A 20,544-nucleotide genomic window follows, 5' to 3' on the forward strand; every position below is an offset into this window, starting at 1 on the left:
ACCCTACAATTCCAGTTTTCATGATGTTCTCCCGTTGGTGGCTCGCGGCATTGCACCGCGAGCCACATACCTGTTAGGCCGCCGTGTCTGTTCGGCGCGGCAGAACCCAGTTGGGGCGCGCGAAATGGCACGAGTATCCGTGCGGGATGCGCTCCAGGTAATCCTGGTGTTCCGGCTCGGCTTCCCAGAAGTCACCTACCGGCTCGACCTCCGTGACCACCTTGCCGGGCCACAAGCCGGAAGCTTCGACGTCCGCGATCGTATCCAGAGCAACATTCTTCTGTTCGTCACTCGTGAAGTAGATCGCTGAGCGATAGCTCTTACCGAAGTCATTGCCCTGCTGATCCAGCGTGGTCGGATCATGGATCTGGAAAAAGAACTCCAGCAGTCGGCGATAGCTGATTTTCTGAGGATCGAAGATGATCTCGATCGCCTCGGCATGCGTTCCGTGATTGCGATAGGTCGCATTGGGCACGTCCCCGCCGGTATAACCGACTCTCGTTGAGATCACGCCCCACTTCTTTCGAATGAGATCCTGCATGCCCCAAAAGCAGCCACCAGCCAGTACAGCACGTTCGGTTGTCATCTAGATATCCTCTACCTGGTTGAGATAGTCACCGTATCCTTGCGCCTCCATCTCCTCGCGTGGGATGAAGCGCAGCGACGCGGAATTGATGCAGTAGCGCAAGCCGCCACGGTCGGTCGGCCCGTCAGGGAAGACGTGGCCAAGGTGGCTATCGCCATGTGTCGAGCGCACTTCCGTGCGGACCATGCCGTGACTGGTGTCACGCAGCTCGTTGATGTTCAGCGGCTCGATCGGCTTCGTGAAGCTGGGCCAGCCACAACCGGACTCGAATTTGTCCGACGATGCGAACAAAGGTTCACCCGAGACGATGTCGACGTAGATGCCGGCCTCATCATTGTGGAGAAGAGCACCGGTGCCCGGCCGCTCGGTGCCGCTTTGCTGCGTCACCCGGTATTCCTCGGGTGAGAGCCTTGCGATCGCGGCGTCTGTTTTCTTGTATGTAGCCATGTTTTTCTCCTTCGAATGTCTGCCGCTAAAGTGGCTATTCAATCCGAAGGTGTCCAATACGGCACGGCTATAGTTTCAATGCTTCGCCTCAGTGTTGCCAGCGGTCAAGCCAACGCGATGGTCTACACTACCACCCATGGCGTTCGACCAGCATTCGAAGCTGGCGCAGGACCGCCGCTGTTCCTGAGCCAGAAACTGACTGGAAACCGATCGTCCGGGTAAGGTCGAGCGTTTCAACCGGGCGAAGGGTCAGGCCGGCGACGATGGCCGAGTTTTCGGGCAGCATGCAGACACCGGCGCCTTCGGCCACCGCCTGCTGGATTAGATCCTCCCGTTCAGATCTTAGCCGCGGGACCATGACGATAGCGCGTTCGCGAAGATGCTCGTTGACGCGAGAGCGAAATTCACAATGAAGGCGATCAAGATAAGGTTGCTCAGCGAGTTCGGCGAGCGAGATCACTTCCCGACCGGCTAAAGGGTGCTGCTCCGCCATGGCCAATAACAGCCGCTCGCGGAACATCTCAGCGGTGGCGATCTTGGCGTTACCCGCCATCGGATCGGAACAGAAGCAGCCATCGAGCCGACCGCTCAGCAGACACTCAACGGCCTCTTCGCGGGTGATCGGCCGGACAACCAGTTCGAGCATTGGCAACTGTTGCAGGGCATGGGCGATGAACCCAGTGATTAGCCTTGGTGCAATCGTGTTGACGACGCCCACGGTTAACGTCTCTCGTCTTCCCCGAACCCGATTGAGGGAGAGTGCGCGGACCCGCTGTTCACCTTCCGCTATCGAAGCAAACTCTGAACGGATATCACGGCCTAGAGCTGTGAGACGGCTGTCTTTCCCATCACGATAAACCAGGGTGCCACCCAGTTCCTCCTCAAGTCGTTGGATCGCGCGTGTGAGCGTGGGTTGCGAAACACCGCTGCGCATGGCCGCTTCGGTGAAGTTCAGAGAATCCGCCAGATTCAGGAAATATCGTATCTGATTGAACTCCATGCCTACCGCCGTTCTGTCTATTGTTTCATTACTATGGGGCCGAACGTTTCCATTGGACATGAGGTGCAACGTTTCTCGTCGCAATATCGGCATGTCGTCAGCGCGGAAAGTGGGTCGCTCGCCAGCGCTGCAACCAAGGTCTCGGCGACACTCTCGAAAGCAGCGAGATGCTCGTGTGGCACGTGTCCGACTGCCCACGTCAGCGCCTCTCGACGATGTTCCAGCACCTGTTCGCGCTGTTGTTTCGCGCTGGGCGTCAAGACGAGGTTGAAGGCTCGGCGATCAGTGCGTGAAGGGCGTTTCTCGACAAGCCCCCGTTCTAGCAAACGGTCGACCAACCGGACAGCTCCACCATGCGTGATGGTCAGAACCCGGCTCAACTGTTCGATCGTCATTCCGGGGGCATGACCGATCGCTACCAGGGCGGCAACGGTTCCTCCACCGTCCTGCATTGTTTGCGCAATCGCGGCGTGCATGCGGTCGTTTACCCCTACGGCCAAGGCGCCCAGAAGGTTCACCAGCCGCTCGGAGACGTTTCTATCCATTGCGCTCTCAGCCACACAGCGTTATAAGTATGAGTCAGTCATATATTATCTGCGGCGACAGGTCGAGGTCTGTGTAAAGCGGCCTTTTCAGGCCGGAACATCTCCGCGCGTGTCGACTCACTAGAAGCAAGGGGACTTCGAATGGCTACCAGAGGGTTCACCGGCCGCCCATCGGGAGGAGACCAGTCGGAACGGATTCCGCCCGGTCAACATCTTGTCGACTATTTTCCTGTCCTCACCGCAGGGCCGACGCCGAACATCGAGCCGGGGGACTGGAAATTCACACTCAAGATCGGCCCACGGCCCGTGAAGGCTTGGAATTGGGCGGAGTTCAACTCCCTGCCGATGACGAAGATGACGCGGGATATCCACTGCGTGACGTCTTGGTCGAAGCTGAACACCGCATGGGAAGGTGTGCTGATCGACGATATCCTTGCCGACGCCGGAGTCGAGCATCCCACCGACTTCCTTCTCGCCCACAGCTTCGATGGATACTCGACCAATGTCCCGCTAGCGGATCTTGCGTCCGGCAAGGCGATGGTCGCGTTGAAGTATGAAGGAAAAGCGATCCCGCGCGATCATGGAGGACCCGCACGCCTGCTCGTTCCACACCTTTACTTCTGGAAGTCTGCAAAATGGGTGAACGGGCTCCAGTTCACTGAACGCGATGAGCCCGGATTTTGGGAACTGCGCGGCTATCATATCTACGGCGATCCGTGGAAGGAGCAGCGATATTCCGGTGATTGAGCGTACCACGCCGATCGGTTGGCAGATCGGAACGATCTCCGAGATCGTCCAACGCACGCCGAGCATCAAGAGCTTTTTTCTGCGTCTGGCACAGCCTTTCACGCATGTCGCCGGACAGCATGTCGACATTCGACTGACGGCCCCTGATGGATACTCGGCGATGCGAAGCTACTCGATCGCATCCGATCCATCTCGCTCTGACGCTATTGAGCTCGTCATCGAAAACCTGCAGGGCGAGGTCTCTGCCTACTTCCACGAAGTCGCCGTCGCTGGAGACGAAATTGAACTGCGCGGTCCTTTAGGGGGCCATTTCTTGTGGCCGGAGCCAGAAAGCGGCCCGATCCTTTTGATCGGCGCGGGGTCCGGTGTGGCGCCGTTCATGTCGATGATCCGGCACAGGCGTTCAGTCGCGCTTACCGTTCCGACAGCGCTTCTCCTGTCCGCCCGTACGAGAAACGACGCCCTCTTCGCCGAGGAACTCATTTCCAGCGAAGAAGGCGACCCTAACTTCGCACTGACCCTGGCGATTACCCGCGAGGCACCTTGGCGAGCCTCGGATTTTGCGCGTCGGGTGGACGAAGCAATGATCAAGGACGTCGTTGGCCGCATGCCTTCTACGCCTGCGCATGTCTTCATCTGCGGATCGAACGGCTTCGTCAATATTGCCGCTGATGGCGTTCTCGCTTCGGGACTGGCCCCGGATGTGATCAAGACTGAGCGGTATGGGGGGTGAGGGCTCCAGCGGCCGCGTCGCGGATCGCACGGAATAGGTGCACAAGAGCCGGTCTCTCGAGCATAGCTACGACTGCGCAGGAATCACGCTCTACATCACCAGCAAGTTCGCCCTGAGTGGCTTCACTCGCGGACTTTCACGCGGGCCCGGTCCGACTGGTGACCGTCAACGGACACCAGCCCCGGCCCATCGACACAGAGCTTGCACCTCCTCGGGGGACACCAGGGTATGACGCAAAAGTCGGGCTCACAAGTGTCGGACGCTATGGAAAGACAGCAGAAATAGCCGCATCGATCGCATTTTCTGTGCAGCCCGAAAGCTGCCTTCATCAATGGTGAATACCTCAACGTCGACGGCGGGTGGAACGCTTGAGAGGTGATCGCGCCAGCATGACGCGACATGCCTGCTCCGCATCAAAACTATAGTCACAGCACATTGGGAATTCGTTCGTCAGGATGCAATCATAAGCATTGTGCTCGTTGATACATCCGAGCGCCCCTGATGGCCGAATAACACCAAAGGAGATGCAGATGAGACTAAGAGTATCTGATGTTGTTGAGGCGGTGAACCAGCTCGTGAGCCAAGGTTATGAGCGTGAATACCGCATTAAAGATGGCAGACTTTTTGATCTGGTGCTCGGCTCCGAGCTCGAGTCGAGCAACATCCAGGTCGACTCCGCGCTCCGCTTGGTGAGCGGCCGGGATGGCGAGGACGCATCCAACATCTATGCCATTTCCGATCGAGGATCCAAAAGCAAGGGATTGCTCGTGGATGCCTTCGATATATTTGATGAGATCGGCGACAGTGGTTTGGCCGACCGGCTGCTCGCAAAGCGTGACACGGATGTCGTTGGGGACAACGATGTCCCGAGCAGATACGGCCTTCGCAAAGTCTACAAGCGGGAATTCGATAACGACCCCGAGCGCTACGTACTTCGCATAGGTTTCCCGGACTTTCCTGACTGCCCGTTCGGTCAATCGTACTCGGTGCTCGGCTTTGACACCGCGGAGCAGTCGTATGTGTGGCTGGTTACGAGCATTCTGCGAGATTCCCGACTGAACCGGATTCCATATCAGGGCACGGAACTCGCCGACGACGAGTGAGCACTGTCTGGCCATCGGGCAGCGTCCATGGCCGATCGTAAGGACCCAGACAATCAGACCCCAAGGAAGAGCAATGATGGACAAGAACCTGATCAAAGAGACCATGCTTTCGCTTGAAACTGCCGCCTTTCAGAGCGCCAGGGAAGAATATCTCGACTATGTTGCGGACGCTCGGCTAGATCGCAGTGAGCCGATCGAAAACGATGAGCAAGCCCAGGCTGAAACCGCCAGCGATTTTTCCGAGGCGCTCGACGATACCCTTCACGACTATGGCGACAAGCTTGAAACGTTAAACAAGATCGACTTTGGCCCGAAGTCGACCGTAACCGCTGGCGCTCTCGTCCGGCTATCGGGTCGCGAGTTCGTCATAGCCGTGTCCACCGGCAGATTCACGATCGACGGTCGCGAGATGATGGGGATTTCTACGATGGCCCCGATCTTCGAAGCACTTGAAGGCGCTCGAGCTGGCGAAACAGTGGAGTTCAAGGGGCGGAAGCTGGTGGTCGAAGATGTTGCCTAGCGATCGAACTTCCGATGATCCAATGGCCCTGCGAAAAGGTCCTGGACGGCATGACGGATGCGCGGCGCGATCGACGTGCGGGAACGTAGATGGGAATGCCGACTTCGAAACTGCACTAGCCGCTTTGCCTTCGGGGTACAGCGAAGGTGTCTACCAGGGCGGTCGGTATGGCGTCAGTGTCCGTCGATCTGACGACGCGCGACGCAACAGCCTCTTCGCTCGCGAATTGGCGGGAACCGATATCGTCAGTTTCAATATGTATCGTCTGGGGTCGGGCAACACTTCGCTCAAGCCCTGTGAGATGTCTACTGAGAAGGTGATCGACTTCGTTCGGGGCTTTCGGTTGCTGGGGAGAAAATCTTCATGAGTAGTTTCAAGGCGGTGGTTATCGAAAAGACCGACGACGGCCAGACTGTCGCCCTCAAGGATTTCAAGGTCGACGATCTGATGGATGGTGACGTCACAATCCGGGTGACCCACTCCACGCTCAACTACAAGGACGGGTTGGCCTTGACCGGCAAGAGCCCGGTGGTGCGTCGGTTTCCCATGATTCCCGGGGTTGACTGCGCGGGTATCGTGGAGGCTTCCGATAACCCAGACTTTCAGGTGGGTGATCGTGTGATCCTCAACGGCTGGGGAACCGGCGAGACTCACCTGGGGTCATATGCCGAGAAAGCAAGGGTCCGGGGCGACTGGCTTATTCCGTTGCCGAAGGGGCTGACGCCATCTCAGGCCATGGCAGTTGGTACGGCGGGCTTCACAGCAATGCTGTCGGTACTTGCGCTGGAACGGCACGGGTGCAACCCGGGTGACGGCCCAGCGATCGTGACCGGTGCGGCTGGGGGTGTCGGATCGATGGCCATCGCCTTTCTCGCCAAGGCCGGCTGGCACGTTGTTGCCTCGACGGGACGTGTCAGCGAAACGGATTATCTCAGTGAACTCGGAGCGACCGAGATTATCGAGCGTTCCGAGCTTTCAGGTCCGGGCCGCCCGCTGGCAAAAGAGCGTTGGGCGGTCGGAGTCGACTCGGTCGGCTCCAGCACCTTGGCCAATCTTCTTTCGAGCATTCAATACGGCGGAGCCGTCGCTGCTTGCGGCCTTGCCGGTGGCATGGATCTGCCAACCTCTGTCGCTCCTTTCATACTGCGAAGTGTGGCACTACTCGGCATCGACTCGGTGAGAGCAAGAAAGTCTTTGCGACTGGAAGCTTGGGATCGGATCGCCCGTGACCTCGACCGTGACAAGCTGGCCGCCATGACCAGTTCCATTCAGCTTGCCGACGTGCAGTCGGCCGCAACCGATATACTGGAAGGCAAGATACGTGGGCGAGTGGTCGTCGACATAGAATGAACGGCGACTGCCGAGCAACTTGTCCAATGATATCAGCGTAGCGACACGCGCCGCGACGCCCAAGCAATGGTTATGAAATGACGAGCATTTTCCCTGAACTATCGTTCTCCAGCATGTCCGCAACAGACTGGCTGGGCGCATTGTTGATTGCGGCGCTCGCGTTCATCCTCGGATTTGCGCTCAATCGCGGTTCGATATGCACCGTGATCGCTACGGCCGACTGGGTGTTGCGTAAGCGGCCTGCCAGATCGATTGCCCTGCTGGAAAGTGCTCTATGGGCGGGAGTTGTCTACGCCATTCTTGACGTCGCACCGTTCATGCCCGCAGGTTGGCTACCGATAGAATATCTGCTTGCGGGTGCAATCCTTTTCGCGCTTGGCAGCTACGTAAATGGCGCCTGCGTTTTCGGATCCATTGGCCATATCGGCAACGGTGATATCCAGGTCAGCCTGGTGTTTGTGGGCATCTTCCTTGTCACCTTCGTCGAACCGATCGCAAAACTACTTCCTGAGCACCCTCCGCTGAGCTTGCCGTTGCTCGGGGGCGCCATGCTGTTCGTTGGGCTGATCATTGTGGTCGTTGGAATCCGATTTTTTCTCGCCCGTCGCGACCGTGCCAACTTCCGTGTTCTTACCGTTTCCATGGGCCTGATTGGCGTAAGCTTTGCAACGCTCGCGAGCGTAGCGCCGCTTTTCTCGATAACGGCCTCCATCGAGGCCGTGGTGAGCGTGCCCGTTGCCGGTGCGGTCGCTGTGATGGGAATGTCTTTGGGGAGCATCGCCTCTTCACTTCTTCGCAACAGAGCGTTCCGCTTCAAGCTTCCGACCTGGGGCGGCATGCTACGTCATCTGACGGGCGGAATTCTTATGGGCCTGGGCGCAGTGCTCATTCCAGGTGGCAATGACACCCTGTTGCTGACCGGATTCCCAGGGGCGGCTTGGCAGGCATTGCTCGCATATGTGGTCATCGTCGGCGTATTGGCCGCGCTTATCGCAGGCTTTGGCTCCAAAGCCATGGCGTGGGGCGATTGAGCATAGTTTGAAAGGACCGAATGATGGAAGATATCGACGACATTTGGAAATCCGTGACATCGGCATCTGTTTGTGATGCCCTTGGGCGCATCTGCAACCACCGAGCCCACTGCTCGATCTCGTCTCTCCGACGCCTGGGAAGGTGCTCTTTGGGCCGGCCGTCACCATGCGTATGCTGCCATTGCGCGATGATCTCTTCGACGAGAATGTAAACAGCTTCTCCCGTCTGTTTTACGAGGCCGTCGGCGCAGCGCCCAAAGGCAAGGTTCTCGTGTTGGACAGCAGCGGCCATTCGGACGTTTCGGTTGGCGGCGGAACGAAACTCTCGCGGCTGCACAATCTGGAACTCGCCGGCATGATCACAGACGGTCGCCTGCGCGACTTCGAGGAACTCGCGACTTACGAACCAGTCTTCTATTGCCGGGGGACCACGCTAAGGGCTGGAACGGGGGACTTAATGCCTGTCGCAGTAAACGAACCCGTCAATCTCGCGGGCGTAACGGTCGTCCCCGGCGACTACGTATTTGCCGACGGTGCCGGTACGGTCATCCTTCCGGCCGGGCTTGCGCATCAAGCGCTCAAGGCGGCACAGGAAGTCCAGGCGCAGGACAGCTACTATCTTGACGTCATCCGCGGCGAACTCCCGGCGAGCGACCGCGGATCGGCAAGCGACAAGGCATGACGGGTGGGCGTAGGGGGCAGCTAGCCTGACTACGCCAGAAGTCCCGAAGCCATAAATTGAAACGCCTCAACGGCTCTGGGAAGAGCCGCTCGCGGTTCTTCGCTCGCCGCTACCCACAAGGCGGCCGTCAACGCTGCGCCCGAAAGCAGTCGAGATGCTGCATCAACATCTACCGGCTTGATAGTCCCATCTGAGACCAACCCGGTGACGGCCTGCTTCGTCATTTGGAGACACGCATTCTGGCTCGGCCATTGCGATGGGTCGCCCAGAAAGGCCGGGCCATCCAGTAAAACGATCCGCTGGACTTCGGGTTCAAGTGCCATTTCGATATAGGCAACGCCTTCCGCCAACAATTGCTCCCACCCGCTTTTCTTCCCTAACGCTGCCTTTCGCGCACGCGTTGCCATCTCTCCATCGACCTCGGCAACGACGGCGGCCAACAGGCCCTTCTTGTCGCCGAAATTATGGTAGAGGGCGCCTCGCGTCAGCCCTGCATCGGCGGCCAAGTCGTCCATCGACGCTGCGGCAAATCCTTTCTCTGCGAACGCTTTGCGCGCTGCCGCGATTAGCTTGGCACGATTCTCTTCCATCGTTTCGACGCGGCTTCGGGGGGGCATGTCCAACCTCTTCTCATATACGGTCCGTATGCAGGTTGACATACGGGCCGTATATGAATTATTTCCACATACGGCCCGTATATCAAATGTGCCAGTTGCTGTGAAGTCCCGCGGCCCGATCGGCCTTATGCGGGAGAAGAGACCTGAAAGGACCATGTCATGCCCCAGCCTCAAGCTGTTTTCCCTGCTGACCGCCACTCACTCTATGAAGCTCATGGATATTCGGCTGCGATCCGTTCTGGCGATCTGCTGTTCGTGTCTGGCCAAGTCGGTAGCCGAACTGATGGCTCACCAGAGCCGGACTATGCCGAGCAGGTTCGCCTCGCCTTCGCCAACCTGCGCGCCACTCTCGCCGCCGGGGGCTGCACGTTCGACGACATCGTCGACGTGACGACCTTCCACACCGATCCCGAGAGGCAATTCGAAACATTTATGACCGTGAAGAACGAAGCCTTCCCGCAAGCTCCGTATCCGAACTGGACGGCCATCGGCGTCAACTGGCTCGCTGGCTTCGACTTCGAGATCAAAGTTATTGCTCGCATTCCTACCGGAGCCTGACGCAGGTTAGGCCGCTACCGCGACAAAGCGTACTCGGGCGGACCATGGCTCGCCTAAGTTGCGCAGCGGTCGGCAGATAGGTCGGCCGCCTCGGCCGGTATAACGGGAGGTCGGCGATCCGCGTGTGGAGTTACGTAACCCGATTTGCCGGATCGCCACCATAAACTCCTTATGCACTACAAGAGACACTGGCCGAGCGACGCATTTCTAGATTTTGGGATATTGACATATCCCGATATCCAGTTATTATGATGAGGAAACCAACGACAGCGAACGGAATCCAGACTATGTATCAGCCAAGTCCAATCTCCTACGATCAGCATCGCGGATTCCGGCACACGTTCAGGCGTGGAAAGCTCAGCGTCGGCTTGTTTTTCCCTATCGAAGCGTTTGACGGCGATATGCCGACCATGCGCAATCAGGTTGAGCTGGCAAAGCGCTCTGAGGAGCTGGGATTTTCAACGCTCTGGTTTCGCGATGTGCCTTTGCGCGACCCGAGCTTTGGCGATGTAGGGCAGGTTTTCGATCCGTGGGTCTATCTTGGCTTCATCGCCGCACAGACGTCGAAAATTGCGCTCGGCACCGCATCAATCGCGATCCCCCTGCGCCATCCCCTCCATACCGCGAAGGCAGCAGCTAGCGTGGACCAGCTCAGCGAGGGTCGGCTGCTTCTAGGCGTCGCGTCCGGCGATCGACCTGTTGAGTTTCCCGCGTTCGGGTTGGATCCTGATAAACGGGCGGAAATCTTTCGCGAGAACCTGGATATCATTCGACGCGCGCAGCGCACCAGCTTCGAGCCGTTGCAATGGAGTCGCGGACTCCTGGCAAACGCTGACCTGATCCCGAAACCGACCACGAATGAGATCCCGTTCTTCGTAACCGGCAACAGTCGTCAATCCCTTGAGTGGATCGCGCGGGAGAGCAGCGGTTGGATAACATATCCACGCCCACCCCAGGCGCAGCAGCAAGTTGTGGAGAGCTGGCGCCAGACAGTCTCGACGCAAGTGGGCGATGTCTACAAACCATTCCTCCAGTCCCTTTACATCGATCTCGACACGCATCCCGCGACGCCGCCGACTCCGATCCATTTGGGGTTCATGCTTGGGAGAGACTATCTCGTGAAGCTGCTGGAAGCCCTCGAGGGGATCGGTGTGGATCACGTCATCCTCAATCTCAAATACGGTCGTCGACCAGCTCCCGAAGTAGTCGAAGAGCTTGGTTTGCACATCGTGCCCCGGTTTGGCGCCCAGGCTGACTGAGCCGGTACATGTCATGGGGCGCGAAGTCCCGAAACAGCAACTCAAAGCAGTTCTCCAATGGTGGAGATCATCAAAGAAGGAGATACGTCATGACCAAGGTCTTGGTATTGGGCGCTGCCGGCAAGATAGCGCGCCATGCAGTGAGTCATTTTGTCGATGAGGAAGGTCTCGACCTGACCCTTTATCTGCGAAGGTCCGAGCGCCTGCGAAATCTGGCAGGTGATCGCGTCGAGATTGTTGAGGGTGACGTGACCGACACCGACCACCTGCGACAGGTCGTAGAAGGCAAGGACATAGTCTATGCCAATCTGGGAGGGGACGACATTGAAGACCAGGCAAGGTCGGTCGTCGCGGCACTGGAAGCGGCGGGTGTCCATCGCCTGATCTGGATATCGACCCTGGGCATTTACGACGAGGTCCCAGGGGAGTTCGGTAAGTGGAATCACCAGATGCTCGACGGGGGATACCTGGAGCCCTACAGCGCGGCTACTCAGGTTATCGAGGCTTCAAAGCTGGACTATACCATCGTGCGGCCGGCGTGGCTCACCGACGTCGACGAGGTGGAGTATGAGCTTACCCAGAAGGGCGAACCCTTTAAGGGCACGGAAGTGTCCCGCAAGAGTATCGCCGACCTGGTGGTGAAACTGTCGCTGGACCCGACGCGCTATGTGCGCGGGTCAGTCGGTGTCAACAAGCCCGGCACCGAAGGCGACAAGCCCTCGTGGTACTAGCCCCTTCACGGTCAGCCAGCGGGAACCGGTTTGGATTCCTGCTGGTCGTGAAGATTGGCGGTCCGTTGCATACGATACCGAGGTATCGTAATATCGTGAAAAATCTCTACGGCGGAAGATCATGGCTATCGATGTCAGTGAAGCCCTCAAGGCACTCGACAATCCAGCTCGCTTGGCAATCCTGGCCAAGCTCAAGGAGCCACGAAAGAACTACCCCGAACAGGATGTCGATCCCGACGAAGTTGGGGTATGCGTGAGCATCATCCAGGAGCGCGCTGGCTTATCCCAATCGACCATTTCGCAATACTTGACGGCTTTGCAACGCGCAAAGCTGGTTACATCGCGCCGGGTCGGGCCTTGGACGTACTATAAGCGTAACGAAGAGAACATCGCTGCATTCTTAAAAGAGTTGCATGACCTGATTTGAGATCCGTAGCAGCTCGTCTGCACGATTCCCCCAGATGCTTCTACGCTGAGTTCGCGGTGCTCTCTCTGCACCTGCCAGATTCTCGAAGACTAGGGAAATTGAAGGAAGAATAGCGCCGCCCCCCCCACCACCCGGCTCCGTCCTTCTTCTAAGCTGCTGTCTGAAAAAGATTTGTGAGAAAGCTTTGAACTTCACCTACAGCTTCCTCAGCGGTGACCTTCGACGGTTCATTGCAAGAGGCTTGCAAGTAAAGATGGTTGCGCCCTCCCGCAACCATCTTTACCGGCGTCGATCGCAAGTTATGATCGACGCCGGTCCCCGCAACCATCTTTACTTGCTCAGGTAGCAAGTAAAGATTAGATCCTGCCCCCGCAACCAAAACACAATAACCCCCGAACGCATTGGCGTCCGGGGGTTTTCCTTTTGGAGCACTCGGCTACGCGCATGGGAAGGGGGCGACAAGCTGTTCAGCGCTTCCGCCGTCTTGTTTCGCTGAAAAATGCCATATGGCCCTCGCCGCCGCACGGCTTCGGGCCGATATATGTCCCATGCTGGCAGCTTTCGTATGCAGCGTTTTGTGTTGGGCGCCTGGTGGCCCGGCAGCCAGCGTCCGGATAGTGTACCGGGGCTCCCTGTCGCTCAAGAAGGATACAGCCATGAGGATCACCCGCGTCGGCGCCAACGTCTCCGCCAAAGGACCGCAGGACTGGTTTACCGGGGTTGTGCGCATTGATCCGCTGTTCGCGGCCGAGGCGCCGGGGCGCGTCGCTGGCGCCAGCGTTACGTTTGAGCCGGGCGCCCGCACCGCCTGGCACACGCACCCTGCCGGGCAGACGCTTGTCGTCACCGCCGGGGTTGGCCGCGTACAGCGGGAGGGCGGGCCGGTGGAGGAAATCCGCCCTGGCGACGTTGTGTGGTTTCCCGCTGGCGAGAAACACTGGCATGGCGCGGCGCCAGATGTGGCGATGACCCACATGGCCATTCAGGAAGTTATCGACGGCAGCGCCGTGACCTGGCTGGAACATGTGACCGACGCCCAGTATGAGGGGTGAGGCGCCGGTCAGGCCGGACCGGACGATCTGGCAAACGCCCGTGGCAAACGCTCTTGGCAGGTTGCCCAGCGCAAGGACCCAAGCCGGCATGAGCGGACCCATTCCGACCGGAGAGCAGACGCCGCCAGCGGCAACGGGGATCGCCGCCGGCGTGGTGCTGTTCGGCCCTGACCGCTCCCGGTTGCTGGCGCTGATCGCCGCCGTTTCGCCCGAGGTTGGCCAGGTCTATCTGTTCGTCAACGGCCGGCTGGACGCGGGGCTGCGTGAGGAACTGCTGGCCCTGGCGCCGGGAGTGGAGTTGATTGAGGCGCCGGTTAATTTCGGCATCGCCACGGCGCTCAACATGCTGACGCTTGCCGCTGCCCTGGCCGGCTTCGAGGCGATCTGCCTGTTCGATCAGGATTCACGGCCGGCGCCAGGCATGGTCGCCGGCCTGGCCGCCACGCGGGCGCAACTGGTGCTGGCGGGGGCGTTTCCAGCCATCGTTGGACCATTGATGGTCTCACCGGCTGGCGAAAGCTACAAGGCGCCGCGCGTGTTCCGCCGATCCGGCGAAGACGAGACAGTGGGCGCCATGCCGGTGGATTTTCTGGCCACCTCCGGCTCGTTGCTCGACATCGCCGTGTTTCGCCACGTGGGCCCGTTTCGTGATGATTATTTCATCGACGCGGTGGATCTGGAGTGGTGCTTCCGCGCCTGGGCGGCGGGTTTCTCGATCTGGCTGGATCCGCAGCAGACCATGCCCCACACGGTTGGGGAAGGGCAGATCCGCGCCGGCTCCGTGGCCATGCCGCGCCAGAAGCTGTTCCGCATGGCGACTTATGTGCGCAACAATGTCTATGGGCTGCGTTTGCGACATTTGCCACGCGGCTTCCGGGCGCGCCAGATCGTCTATCTGCCGGCCCAGTGCCTGTTGTACTGGCGCGACCAGCACTACGCCCCAGCCGTCGCGCGCCGACTGTTGCAAGCGGCCATGGAGGGCCTGCGCGGCCGCCTTGGCCCGCCTCCCGATGCGCCGGAGAACTGAGTTCAGCGCCGCGCCGCGTCCCTGAGCTTTCCGGCCAGCGCCGGCAGGTCGCGCAATAACATGCCGGCGCCGCGCAGAACCTGCCGCCATTCTCCCGGGCGACGGCGCGCCAGGGTCTGCACCACCCGTAGCGGCGTTTGCACCAGCAATTGCGCCGCCAGCACGGCCCAGGCGGTGGCCAGGCCGTAGTGCTTCGCCGCGAACAGCGCCTCGCTGCGCCAGAAGTAGAACTGGCGCCGATCCTTCACCTGGGCCGTGGTGCCCTGGCTCTGGTGCCAGACCTGGGCGCCGGCGTCATGCACGACGGCGCGGCCGGCGGCGGCGGCGCGCACACACAGGTCCATGTCCTCGTAATAGACGAAGAACCGCTCGTCGAAGCCGCCAAGCTGCGTGAACAGCGGCCGGCCAATGAGCAGGAAGGCGCCCATAACCTGGGCTACCGGGCGGGTGTCGCCATGGTCCCACCCGGTCATGAACAGTGGTTTCACCAGCGCGGGCGCGACCTTGTCGATGGCCAGGGCCCGGCCGAGCAGACGACCGGCCGAGGGAGCATTGGCGCAGGTGCGTTGAACCACGCCCGCATCATCGACAAGCTGTACGCCGGTGACGCCAGGCGGCTGGCCGCCCTGGAAGGGCTGGGCGATGAACCCCAGCGCCTTTTCCAGCGTATCGGGCAACACCCGGGTGTCAGGGTTGAGAAACAGGATGTGCGGCGCCGCGCCGGCGAACGCCGCCTGGTTGCAGGCCGCGCCAAAGCCGCGATTGTCCGGGTTGCGCATCAGGGTGACGCGCATGGGATATGCGGCTTCGGCTGCCTGCCACGAGCCGTCGTGCGAGGCGTTGTCGACCACGAAGACATGCAGGTCGCCGGCGATTGTGCTGCCTGCCAGCGCCTTCAGGCAGTCGGCCAGCAGCGCGCCCGCGTTCCAGTTGACGATGACAATGTCGAGGCGGGCGGGAGACCGGAGCCTGGCGGAGATGTCAGGAGTGGCTTCTGTCATGGTCGCCTTTGCCGCGCTCCGGCGCTGGACGTCCGCAACAGGCGCGGACGTCAGGCTGCGGAGATTTTCAGGATTGCTTCATTAGAGCGCTTTCCGATCAAACGGAATTGTCTGGTCGACCAGAATTCGCTCAAGATAAAGGTTCTTGCGTTCCAGGACGATCCCTGAAAAGCGCGGCGTGGCGCCGGGCCCATACGCCGTCCTGCCCGCATCTGCCTTGCTGCGAACCCTCCATGATGATCCACGAGGCCCCGGTCTCCGGCCCGCCGCGCCAGTCATGGCTCTGCCGCCGCCCGGGCCGGGCTTGTGCCGGTCATCCATGAAGGCGGCGCCCGCCTGCGCGGCCTGGTGGGCAAAACGTGGATGCCCGCAACAGGCGCGGGCATGACGTCGAGGCTCCCGTTCAGCGGGGCCTTCAGGCGCGGTTTCGCAGACGCGCCTTCAGGAGAAGCAGCGTCGCCTGTCAGCGGTTGCCGACGACGCCGCGCGCCTTCATGTCGGCGATGCGTTCAGCCGAGAAACCCCATTCGGCCAGCGCCGCCTCGGTGCCGGCGCCAGGCAATTCGGGGCCGGTCGGTTTGGCCGGCACGGTCTTGCTGAAGCGCGGGGCCGGGCCGGGCTGGGTGACGCCGTCGATGTCGATGAAGGTGCCGCGGGCGACCAGGTGCGGATGCGTCGGGGCTTCGGCCATGTTCAGCACTGGCGACACGCAGGCGTCGGAGCCTTCGAAGGCCTTCTCCCACCCGGCGCGGGTTTTCTCGCGGATTTTCGCGGTCAAAACCTCGCGCACCGCCGGCCAATTGGCCTTGTCGTCGTCGTTGCCAAGGCTGGCGCGATCAATGCCGACGATCTGGTAGAACTCGTCGCGGAACTTCTGTTCGATCGGCGCGATGGCCAGCAGGCCGCCATCGGCGCATTCATACACGTCGTACCAGGGGGCGCCGGAATCGAGGATGTTGTCACCGCGCTTGTCGCTGTACAGGCCGGCTTCGTGCAGGCCGTAGGCGGAGAGCATGAGCGAGGCTGCGCCGTCGACCATGGCGGTGTCGACCACCTGGCCTTCGCCGGTCTGGCGCGCCGACAGCACCGCCGACACCAGGCCGAAGGCCAGATACAGAGCGCCGCCGCCATAGTCCGCCACCAGGTTCAAAGGCGGCGATGGCAGCTGGTCCTTGCGGCCAATGGCGGCCAGGGCGCCGGTGAGGCCGAGGTAGTTCATGTCATGGCCAGCGACCTTGGCCAGCGGGCCTTCCTGGCCCCAACCCGTCATGCGGCCATAAACCAGCTTTGGGTTGCGGGCGAGGCAGACATCCGGGCCAAGACCGAGCCGCTCCATCGTGCCAGGGCGAAAACCCTCGATCAGCGCGTCGGCCTGTTCAATCAGTTCCAGCGTCGCCTCGATGCCTTCCTCGCTCTTCAGATCGAAGGAGGCGGAGTGGCGGTTGCGGTTCAGCAGATTGAACTTCGGTGGCCGCGGCACGCCGAGACCGCTCGGCGCCTGGCGCTCGATGCGAATGACGGTGGCGCCGAGGTCGGCCAGCAGCATGGCCGCCATGGGGGCCGGGCCGATGCCGGCCATTTCAACGACGCGCAGGCCAGCGAGGGGTCCGCTCATGATGTCAGTCCTGTTGTTCAAGGTCAGATGCAGCGCGCGGGCGCGTCTGCGGGTGATGATGAAAGCCGCCCAAGGCTGACGCGGCAATCCGGGTGAGCGGACTGCGGTCCGCCTTCACGCCCTGGCTGAGCGGAAAAACGCGTGCGCCGCCTGCTCCAGCTCTTCCCGGAAATCCGGGTGGGCGATGGCGATCATCCGCCGGGCCCGCTCCGCCAGGGACTGGCCGCGCAGTTCAGCCACGCCGAATTCGGTGACGAAGGTGTCCGCGTCGCCCCGGGCCGTCGTCACCGGGCCGGAGAGGGTGGGGACGATGCGGCTCAATGCGCCGCCCTTCGCCGTCGCCGGCAGGGCGATGATCGAGCGGCCGCCAGGCGCGGCCATGGCGCCGCGCACGAAGTCCACCTGGCCGCCGATGGCGCCCACATAGGCGCCGCCAACCACCTCGGCGTTGACCTGGCCGGTGAGATCGACCTCCACCGCCGAATTCAGGGCGGTGAATTTCGGCAACCGCGCCAGCGCCGCGAAGCCATGGGTATAGTCCGGCGTGCGCATCTGCAATGCCGTATTGTTGTGGGCGAAGTCAAACAGCCGCCGCCCGCCGAACAGGCAGCCGGCGATCGATGCGCCCGCATCATATGGCTTCAGCGCATTGGTGATGACGCCGGCCTCGATCAGATCGACCGTGCGGTCGCTGATCATGCCGGAATGGAAGCCCAGGTCGCGGTGGCCTTTCAACGCCGACAGGATGGCGTCCGGCATCGCGCCGATGCCGATCTCGATCACCGCGCCATCTGGAACCAGGCCGGCGACGTGCGCGGCGATGGCTTCTTCGGTGGGGCCCACTTTCGCCGCGGCCAGGATCACCGGCTCGCGGTCATCCTGGACACACACATCGACGCGCACATCGGCGGGCAGCTCCGCCCCGAACGTCCATGGCGCCAGGCCATTGAGCTGGGCGATCACCACCCGCGCCTTGCGCGCGGCGGCGGCCAGATAGTCGGAGATCATGCCCAGCGACGGCGCCCGGCCGTCCGGGCCAGGGCTGAGCTGCATCATCACCACGTCGGCGCGCTGGAAGTCGCTGTCGAACAGGCCGGGCAACTGGCTGTAGTGGGTGGTCACCGGATCGAGCCGGCCAGCGCGGGCCAGCGCGCCGGCCTGCTGGATGCCGCCATAGCCGGTGAACGACAGGTTCGGCGCAGCGTCCGGCGAGAAGGTGCGCGAAAACAGGGCGCCGAGAAACACCCTGACTGGCCCGATGTCGCCCGCCTGCGCCACCAGCGCCTCTGTGAGCGCCGTTGGTTCGCCGGTGCCCTGGCCAACCACGACCGTATCGCCGGGGCGGATCAGCCCTCTGAGATCAAGGGCGCTGGCGGAGGTCGGGGCGGGCAGGGACATGGAAGATTCCGTGGAGGCAGGGTGTGAGAACTGGGCGTGGGGTCAGAGCGCTTTTCGATCAGGCGGAGCCGTCTGATCGACCAGAATGCGCTCAAAATAAACGACACAGGGGCCTTTCCCGATCTGACGGGAAAAGGCTCCAATGCCGCGCACGCCTCAGGAGGCTTGCGCGGCGAGGATTTTTTCGTTGATGGCGGCGGCGCGCTTCGCGCCGGGACGCTCGCCCAGACGCTCCAGATAAGCGGCGATGTCCGGCGTCTTCTCCACCAGACCGAATGAGGTCATCCAGCCCAGCGCCGAGGCCCACAGCACGTCGGCGGTGGTCATGCGGTCGCCGAGGAAATAGCGGCCCTTGCCGATCTGTCCCCGCACCGTCTCCATCACCAGTTCGAAGCTGCCATAGGGCGACGACATTTTCTGCGGCGCCTCGCGCTTCAGCGCCTTGTCCATCATCGCCGGCTCGAATGCTGCGGCGTAATACACCAGCCAGCGCAGCCACGGGCCGCGCAGCGGATCGTCGATCGCCGGCGTTAGCCCGGCTTCCGGGAACAGGTCGGACAGATAGATGAAGATGGCGACCTGCTCGGTGACGACCGCATCGCCCACTTTCACCGTCGGCAATTTGCCCATGGGGTTGATGGCCAGGAATGCCGGCTCGTTCTGCACGCCTTTGGTGATGTCGATCACTTCGAGACGGTAGGGCGCGCCCAGCTCCTCAATCAGCTCCAGCGCCGTGGCGGAGCGGGAATGGGGCCAGTGATAAAGGGTGACTTCAGGTTTCTGGCTCACGCTGGTCTCCTGTCCTTCATGTCCTGGAACATTCTCTCGGAACACTCTCCCGGAACATTCTCTCGGAACACTCTCCTGGGGCATTCCCGCGCAAATGGGATCCCAGCCGGTCGTCAGTAGGATTTGGGCAGCCCCAGCACCTTCTCGGCGATGAAGCACAGGATCAGTTGCGGGCTGATCGGCGCGATGCGCGGGATCATCACCTCGCGCAGATAGCGCTCCACGTGGAAGTCGCGGGCGTAGCCAAAGCCGCCATGGGTCATCACCGCCGTCTGGCAGGCCTTGAAGCCGGCTTCGGCGCCCAGATATTTGGCGCTGTTGGCCTCGGCCCCGCAGGAGAGGCCGTTGTCGTAGCGCCAGGCGGCGTTCATGGTCATCAGCCGCGCCGCCTCAAGCTGCATCCAGCTTTCCGCCAGCGGATGCTGGATCGCCTGGTTCTGGCCGATCGGCCGGTCGAACACCACGCGCTCCTTCGCGTAGCCGGTGGCGCGCTCCAGGGCGACGAAGCCGAGGCCGATTGCCTCCGAGGCGATCAGGATGCGCTCCGGGTTCAGCCCGTGCAGGATGTAATTGAAGCCCTTGCCTTCCTCGCCGATCAGGTCGCTGGCCGGCACGGGCAGGCCGTCGAGGAACACCTGGTTGGAGTCGATGGCCTTGCGGCCCATCTTGTCGATCTCACGGATCTCGACGTAATCGCGATTGACGTCGGTATAGAACAGGCTGAGCCCGTCGGTGGGCCGGCGCACCTCCTCGATTGGCGTGGTGCGGGCGAGGATCAGCGCCTTCTCGGCCACCTGGGCCGTCGAGATCCAGATTTTCTTGCCGCTGAGAATGTAATGGTCGCCGCGTCGTTCGGCGCGGGTTTTCAGCCGCGTGGTGTTCAGGCCGGCGTCCGGCTCCGTCACCATGAAGCAGGCCTTTTCCTCGCCGCGCACCAGCGGCGGCAACATGCGGCGCTTCTGCTCGTCCGTGCCGAACACCACCACCGGATTGAGGCCGAAGATGTTCATGTGCACCGCCGAGGCGCCGGACATGCCGGCGCCCGACTGGCTGATGGCCTGCATCATGATCGCCGCCTCGGTGATGCCGAGGCCGGAGCCGCCGTATTCCTCCGGGATGCAGACGCCCAGAAACCCCTCGTCGGCGAAGGCCTTGTGCAACTCGAACGGGAAGCCGCCGACCTTGTCCTTCTCCAGCCAGTAGGCATCGTCAAACCGGCCGGCGATATCCGTAACCGCGTCGCGGATCGCTTCCTGTTCCGGCGTCAGCGCAAAATCCATACCGTCCTCCCGATCCCGCCTTGTGCCTCAGGCGGCGCCGGCGCGG

At 61.4% G+C, this 20,544-nt stretch carries 23 protein-coding genes; 13 read left to right on the forward strand and 10 right to left on the reverse strand.

Annotated elements, in window-relative coordinates:
• Positions 1–73 precede the first annotated feature (73 nt).
• The 4 genes from msrA to ACERNI_RS00140 form a co-directional block, all read right to left on the reverse strand.
• Positions 74–586 carry a peptide-methionine (S)-S-oxide reductase MsrA gene (msrA, locus tag ACERNI_RS00125; RefSeq protein ID WP_036749124.1) on the reverse strand — a complete coding sequence of 171 codons (513 nt, stop codon included), beginning with the start codon at positions 584–586 and terminating at the stop codon, positions 74–76.
• Positions 587–1,033, reverse strand: coding sequence for a peptide-methionine (R)-S-oxide reductase MsrB (gene msrB / locus ACERNI_RS00130; RefSeq protein ID WP_036749127.1), 447 nt, complete (start codon positions 1,031–1,033; stop codon positions 587–589).
• Positions 1,034–1,160: 127 nt separating this feature from the next.
• Complete coding sequence (locus ACERNI_RS00135) at positions 1,161–2,033, reverse strand: LysR family transcriptional regulator (RefSeq protein WP_036749130.1); 873 nt, start codon at positions 2,031–2,033, stop codon at positions 1,161–1,163.
• Between the two features lie 17 nt (positions 2,034–2,050).
• Positions 2,051–2,578, reverse strand: coding sequence for a MarR family winged helix-turn-helix transcriptional regulator (locus tag ACERNI_RS00140; RefSeq protein ID WP_082657960.1), 528 nt, complete (start codon positions 2,576–2,578; stop codon positions 2,051–2,053).
• 141 nt (positions 2,579–2,719) lie between these two features.
• Here ACERNI_RS00140 and ACERNI_RS00145 point away from each other — a divergent pair, with 141 nt between their 5' ends.
• From ACERNI_RS00145 to ACERNI_RS00175, 7 genes are all read left to right on the forward strand, one after another.
• Positions 2,720–3,325, forward strand: coding sequence for a molybdopterin-dependent oxidoreductase (locus tag ACERNI_RS00145; protein WP_058096408.1), 606 nt, complete (start codon positions 2,720–2,722; stop codon positions 3,323–3,325).
• Positions 3,318–4,058 (forward strand): ferredoxin reductase, encoded by a 741-nt coding sequence (locus ACERNI_RS00150; protein WP_448831263.1) that lies wholly within the window; start codon positions 3,318–3,320, stop codon positions 4,056–4,058. Before ACERNI_RS00145 ends, ACERNI_RS00150 begins: the two co-directional genes overlap by 8 nt.
• 530 nt (positions 4,059–4,588) lie before the next feature.
• Positions 4,589–5,161, forward strand: coding sequence for a hypothetical protein (locus ACERNI_RS00155; RefSeq protein ID WP_196108355.1), 573 nt, complete (start codon positions 4,589–4,591; stop codon positions 5,159–5,161).
• Positions 5,162–5,234: 73 nt separating this feature from the next.
• Positions 5,235–5,681, forward strand: a complete 447-nt coding sequence (locus ACERNI_RS00160; RefSeq protein ID WP_318283167.1) for a hypothetical protein — start codon at positions 5,235–5,237, stop codon at positions 5,679–5,681.
• 363 nt (positions 5,682–6,044) lie between these two features.
• Complete coding sequence (acuI, locus tag ACERNI_RS00165; RefSeq protein WP_196108356.1) at positions 6,045–7,031, forward strand: acrylyl-CoA reductase (NADPH); 987 nt, start codon at positions 6,045–6,047, stop codon at positions 7,029–7,031.
• A 77-nt stretch (positions 7,032–7,108) separates the two neighbouring features.
• On the forward strand, positions 7,109–8,062 hold the full coding sequence (locus ACERNI_RS00170; RefSeq protein WP_058096420.1) for a YeeE/YedE thiosulfate transporter family protein: 954 nt from the start codon (positions 7,109–7,111) through the stop codon (positions 8,060–8,062).
• Positions 8,063–8,204: 142 nt separating this feature from the next.
• On the forward strand, positions 8,205–8,744 hold the full coding sequence (locus ACERNI_RS00175; protein ID WP_318283168.1) for an RraA family protein: 540 nt from the start codon (positions 8,205–8,207) through the stop codon (positions 8,742–8,744).
• Between the two features lie 29 nt (positions 8,745–8,773).
• Here ACERNI_RS00175 and ACERNI_RS00180 read toward each other — a convergent pair whose 3' ends face one another.
• On the reverse strand, positions 8,774–9,334 hold the full coding sequence (locus ACERNI_RS00180; protein WP_198427187.1) for a TetR/AcrR family transcriptional regulator: 561 nt from the start codon (positions 9,332–9,334) through the stop codon (positions 8,774–8,776).
• A gap of 186 nt (positions 9,335–9,520) precedes the next feature.
• On the opposite strand from ACERNI_RS00180, the gene ACERNI_RS00185 reads away from it, so the two are divergent.
• The 6 genes from ACERNI_RS00185 to ACERNI_RS00210 all read left to right on the forward strand — a co-directional run bounded on the left by ACERNI_RS00185 (position 9,521) and on the right by ACERNI_RS00210 (position 14,415).
• Complete coding sequence (locus ACERNI_RS00185) at positions 9,521–9,919, forward strand: RidA family protein (RefSeq protein ID WP_058096421.1); 399 nt, start codon at positions 9,521–9,523, stop codon at positions 9,917–9,919.
• A gap of 287 nt (positions 9,920–10,206) precedes the next feature.
• Positions 10,207–11,178: an LLM class oxidoreductase gene (locus ACERNI_RS00190; RefSeq protein ID WP_196108358.1), complete on the forward strand. Its 972-nt coding sequence runs from the start codon at positions 10,207–10,209 to the stop codon at positions 11,176–11,178.
• A gap of 89 nt (positions 11,179–11,267) precedes the next feature.
• Positions 11,268–11,909 carry an SDR family oxidoreductase gene (locus tag ACERNI_RS00195; protein ID WP_448831264.1) on the forward strand — a complete coding sequence of 214 codons (642 nt, stop codon included), beginning with the start codon at positions 11,268–11,270 and terminating at the stop codon, positions 11,907–11,909.
• Between the two features lie 127 nt (positions 11,910–12,036).
• A complete protein-coding gene (locus ACERNI_RS00200) occupies positions 12,037–12,336 on the forward strand; it encodes an ArsR/SmtB family transcription factor (protein ID WP_425486195.1) in 300 nt (99 codons plus the stop codon).
• Between the two features lie 656 nt (positions 12,337–12,992).
• Positions 12,993–13,388: a (R)-mandelonitrile lyase gene (locus ACERNI_RS00205; RefSeq protein ID WP_448831265.1), complete on the forward strand. Its 396-nt coding sequence runs from the start codon at positions 12,993–12,995 to the stop codon at positions 13,386–13,388.
• An 88-nt stretch (positions 13,389–13,476) separates the two neighbouring features.
• Entirely contained in the window at positions 13,477–14,415 is a 939-nt protein-coding gene (locus tag ACERNI_RS00210) for a rhamnosyltransferase (protein ID WP_448831266.1), read from the forward strand.
• A gap of 2 nt (positions 14,416–14,417) precedes the next feature.
• Here the strand turns inward: ACERNI_RS00210 and ACERNI_RS00215 are convergent, their stop codons facing one another.
• The 5 genes from ACERNI_RS00215 to ACERNI_RS00235 all read right to left on the reverse strand — a co-directional run bounded on the left by ACERNI_RS00215 (position 14,418) and on the right by ACERNI_RS00235 (position 20,498).
• The gene (locus ACERNI_RS00215) at positions 14,418–15,416 is read right to left on the reverse strand and encodes a glycosyltransferase family 2 protein (protein WP_448831267.1); all 999 of its coding nucleotides are present in this window, start codon (positions 15,414–15,416) and stop codon (positions 14,418–14,420) included.
• Between the two features lie 463 nt (positions 15,417–15,879).
• On the reverse strand, positions 15,880–17,031 hold the full coding sequence (locus ACERNI_RS00220; RefSeq protein WP_448831268.1) for a CaiB/BaiF CoA transferase family protein: 1,152 nt from the start codon (positions 17,029–17,031) through the stop codon (positions 15,880–15,882).
• Positions 17,032–17,145: 114 nt separating this feature from the next.
• A complete protein-coding gene (locus ACERNI_RS00225; protein WP_448831269.1) occupies positions 17,146–18,429 on the reverse strand; it encodes an acetyl-CoA hydrolase/transferase family protein in 1,284 nt (427 codons plus the stop codon).
• Between the two features lie 156 nt (positions 18,430–18,585).
• Positions 18,586–19,218: a glutathione S-transferase family protein gene (locus ACERNI_RS00230; RefSeq protein WP_448831270.1), complete on the reverse strand. Its 633-nt coding sequence runs from the start codon at positions 19,216–19,218 to the stop codon at positions 18,586–18,588.
• A 113-nt stretch (positions 19,219–19,331) separates the two neighbouring features.
• On the reverse strand, positions 19,332–20,498 hold the full coding sequence (locus tag ACERNI_RS00235) for an acyl-CoA dehydrogenase family protein (protein ID WP_448831271.1): 1,167 nt from the start codon (positions 20,496–20,498) through the stop codon (positions 19,332–19,334).
• Positions 20,499–20,544 lie beyond the last annotated feature (46 nt).

Source organism: Camelimonas sp. ID_303_24, assembly GCF_053543495.1.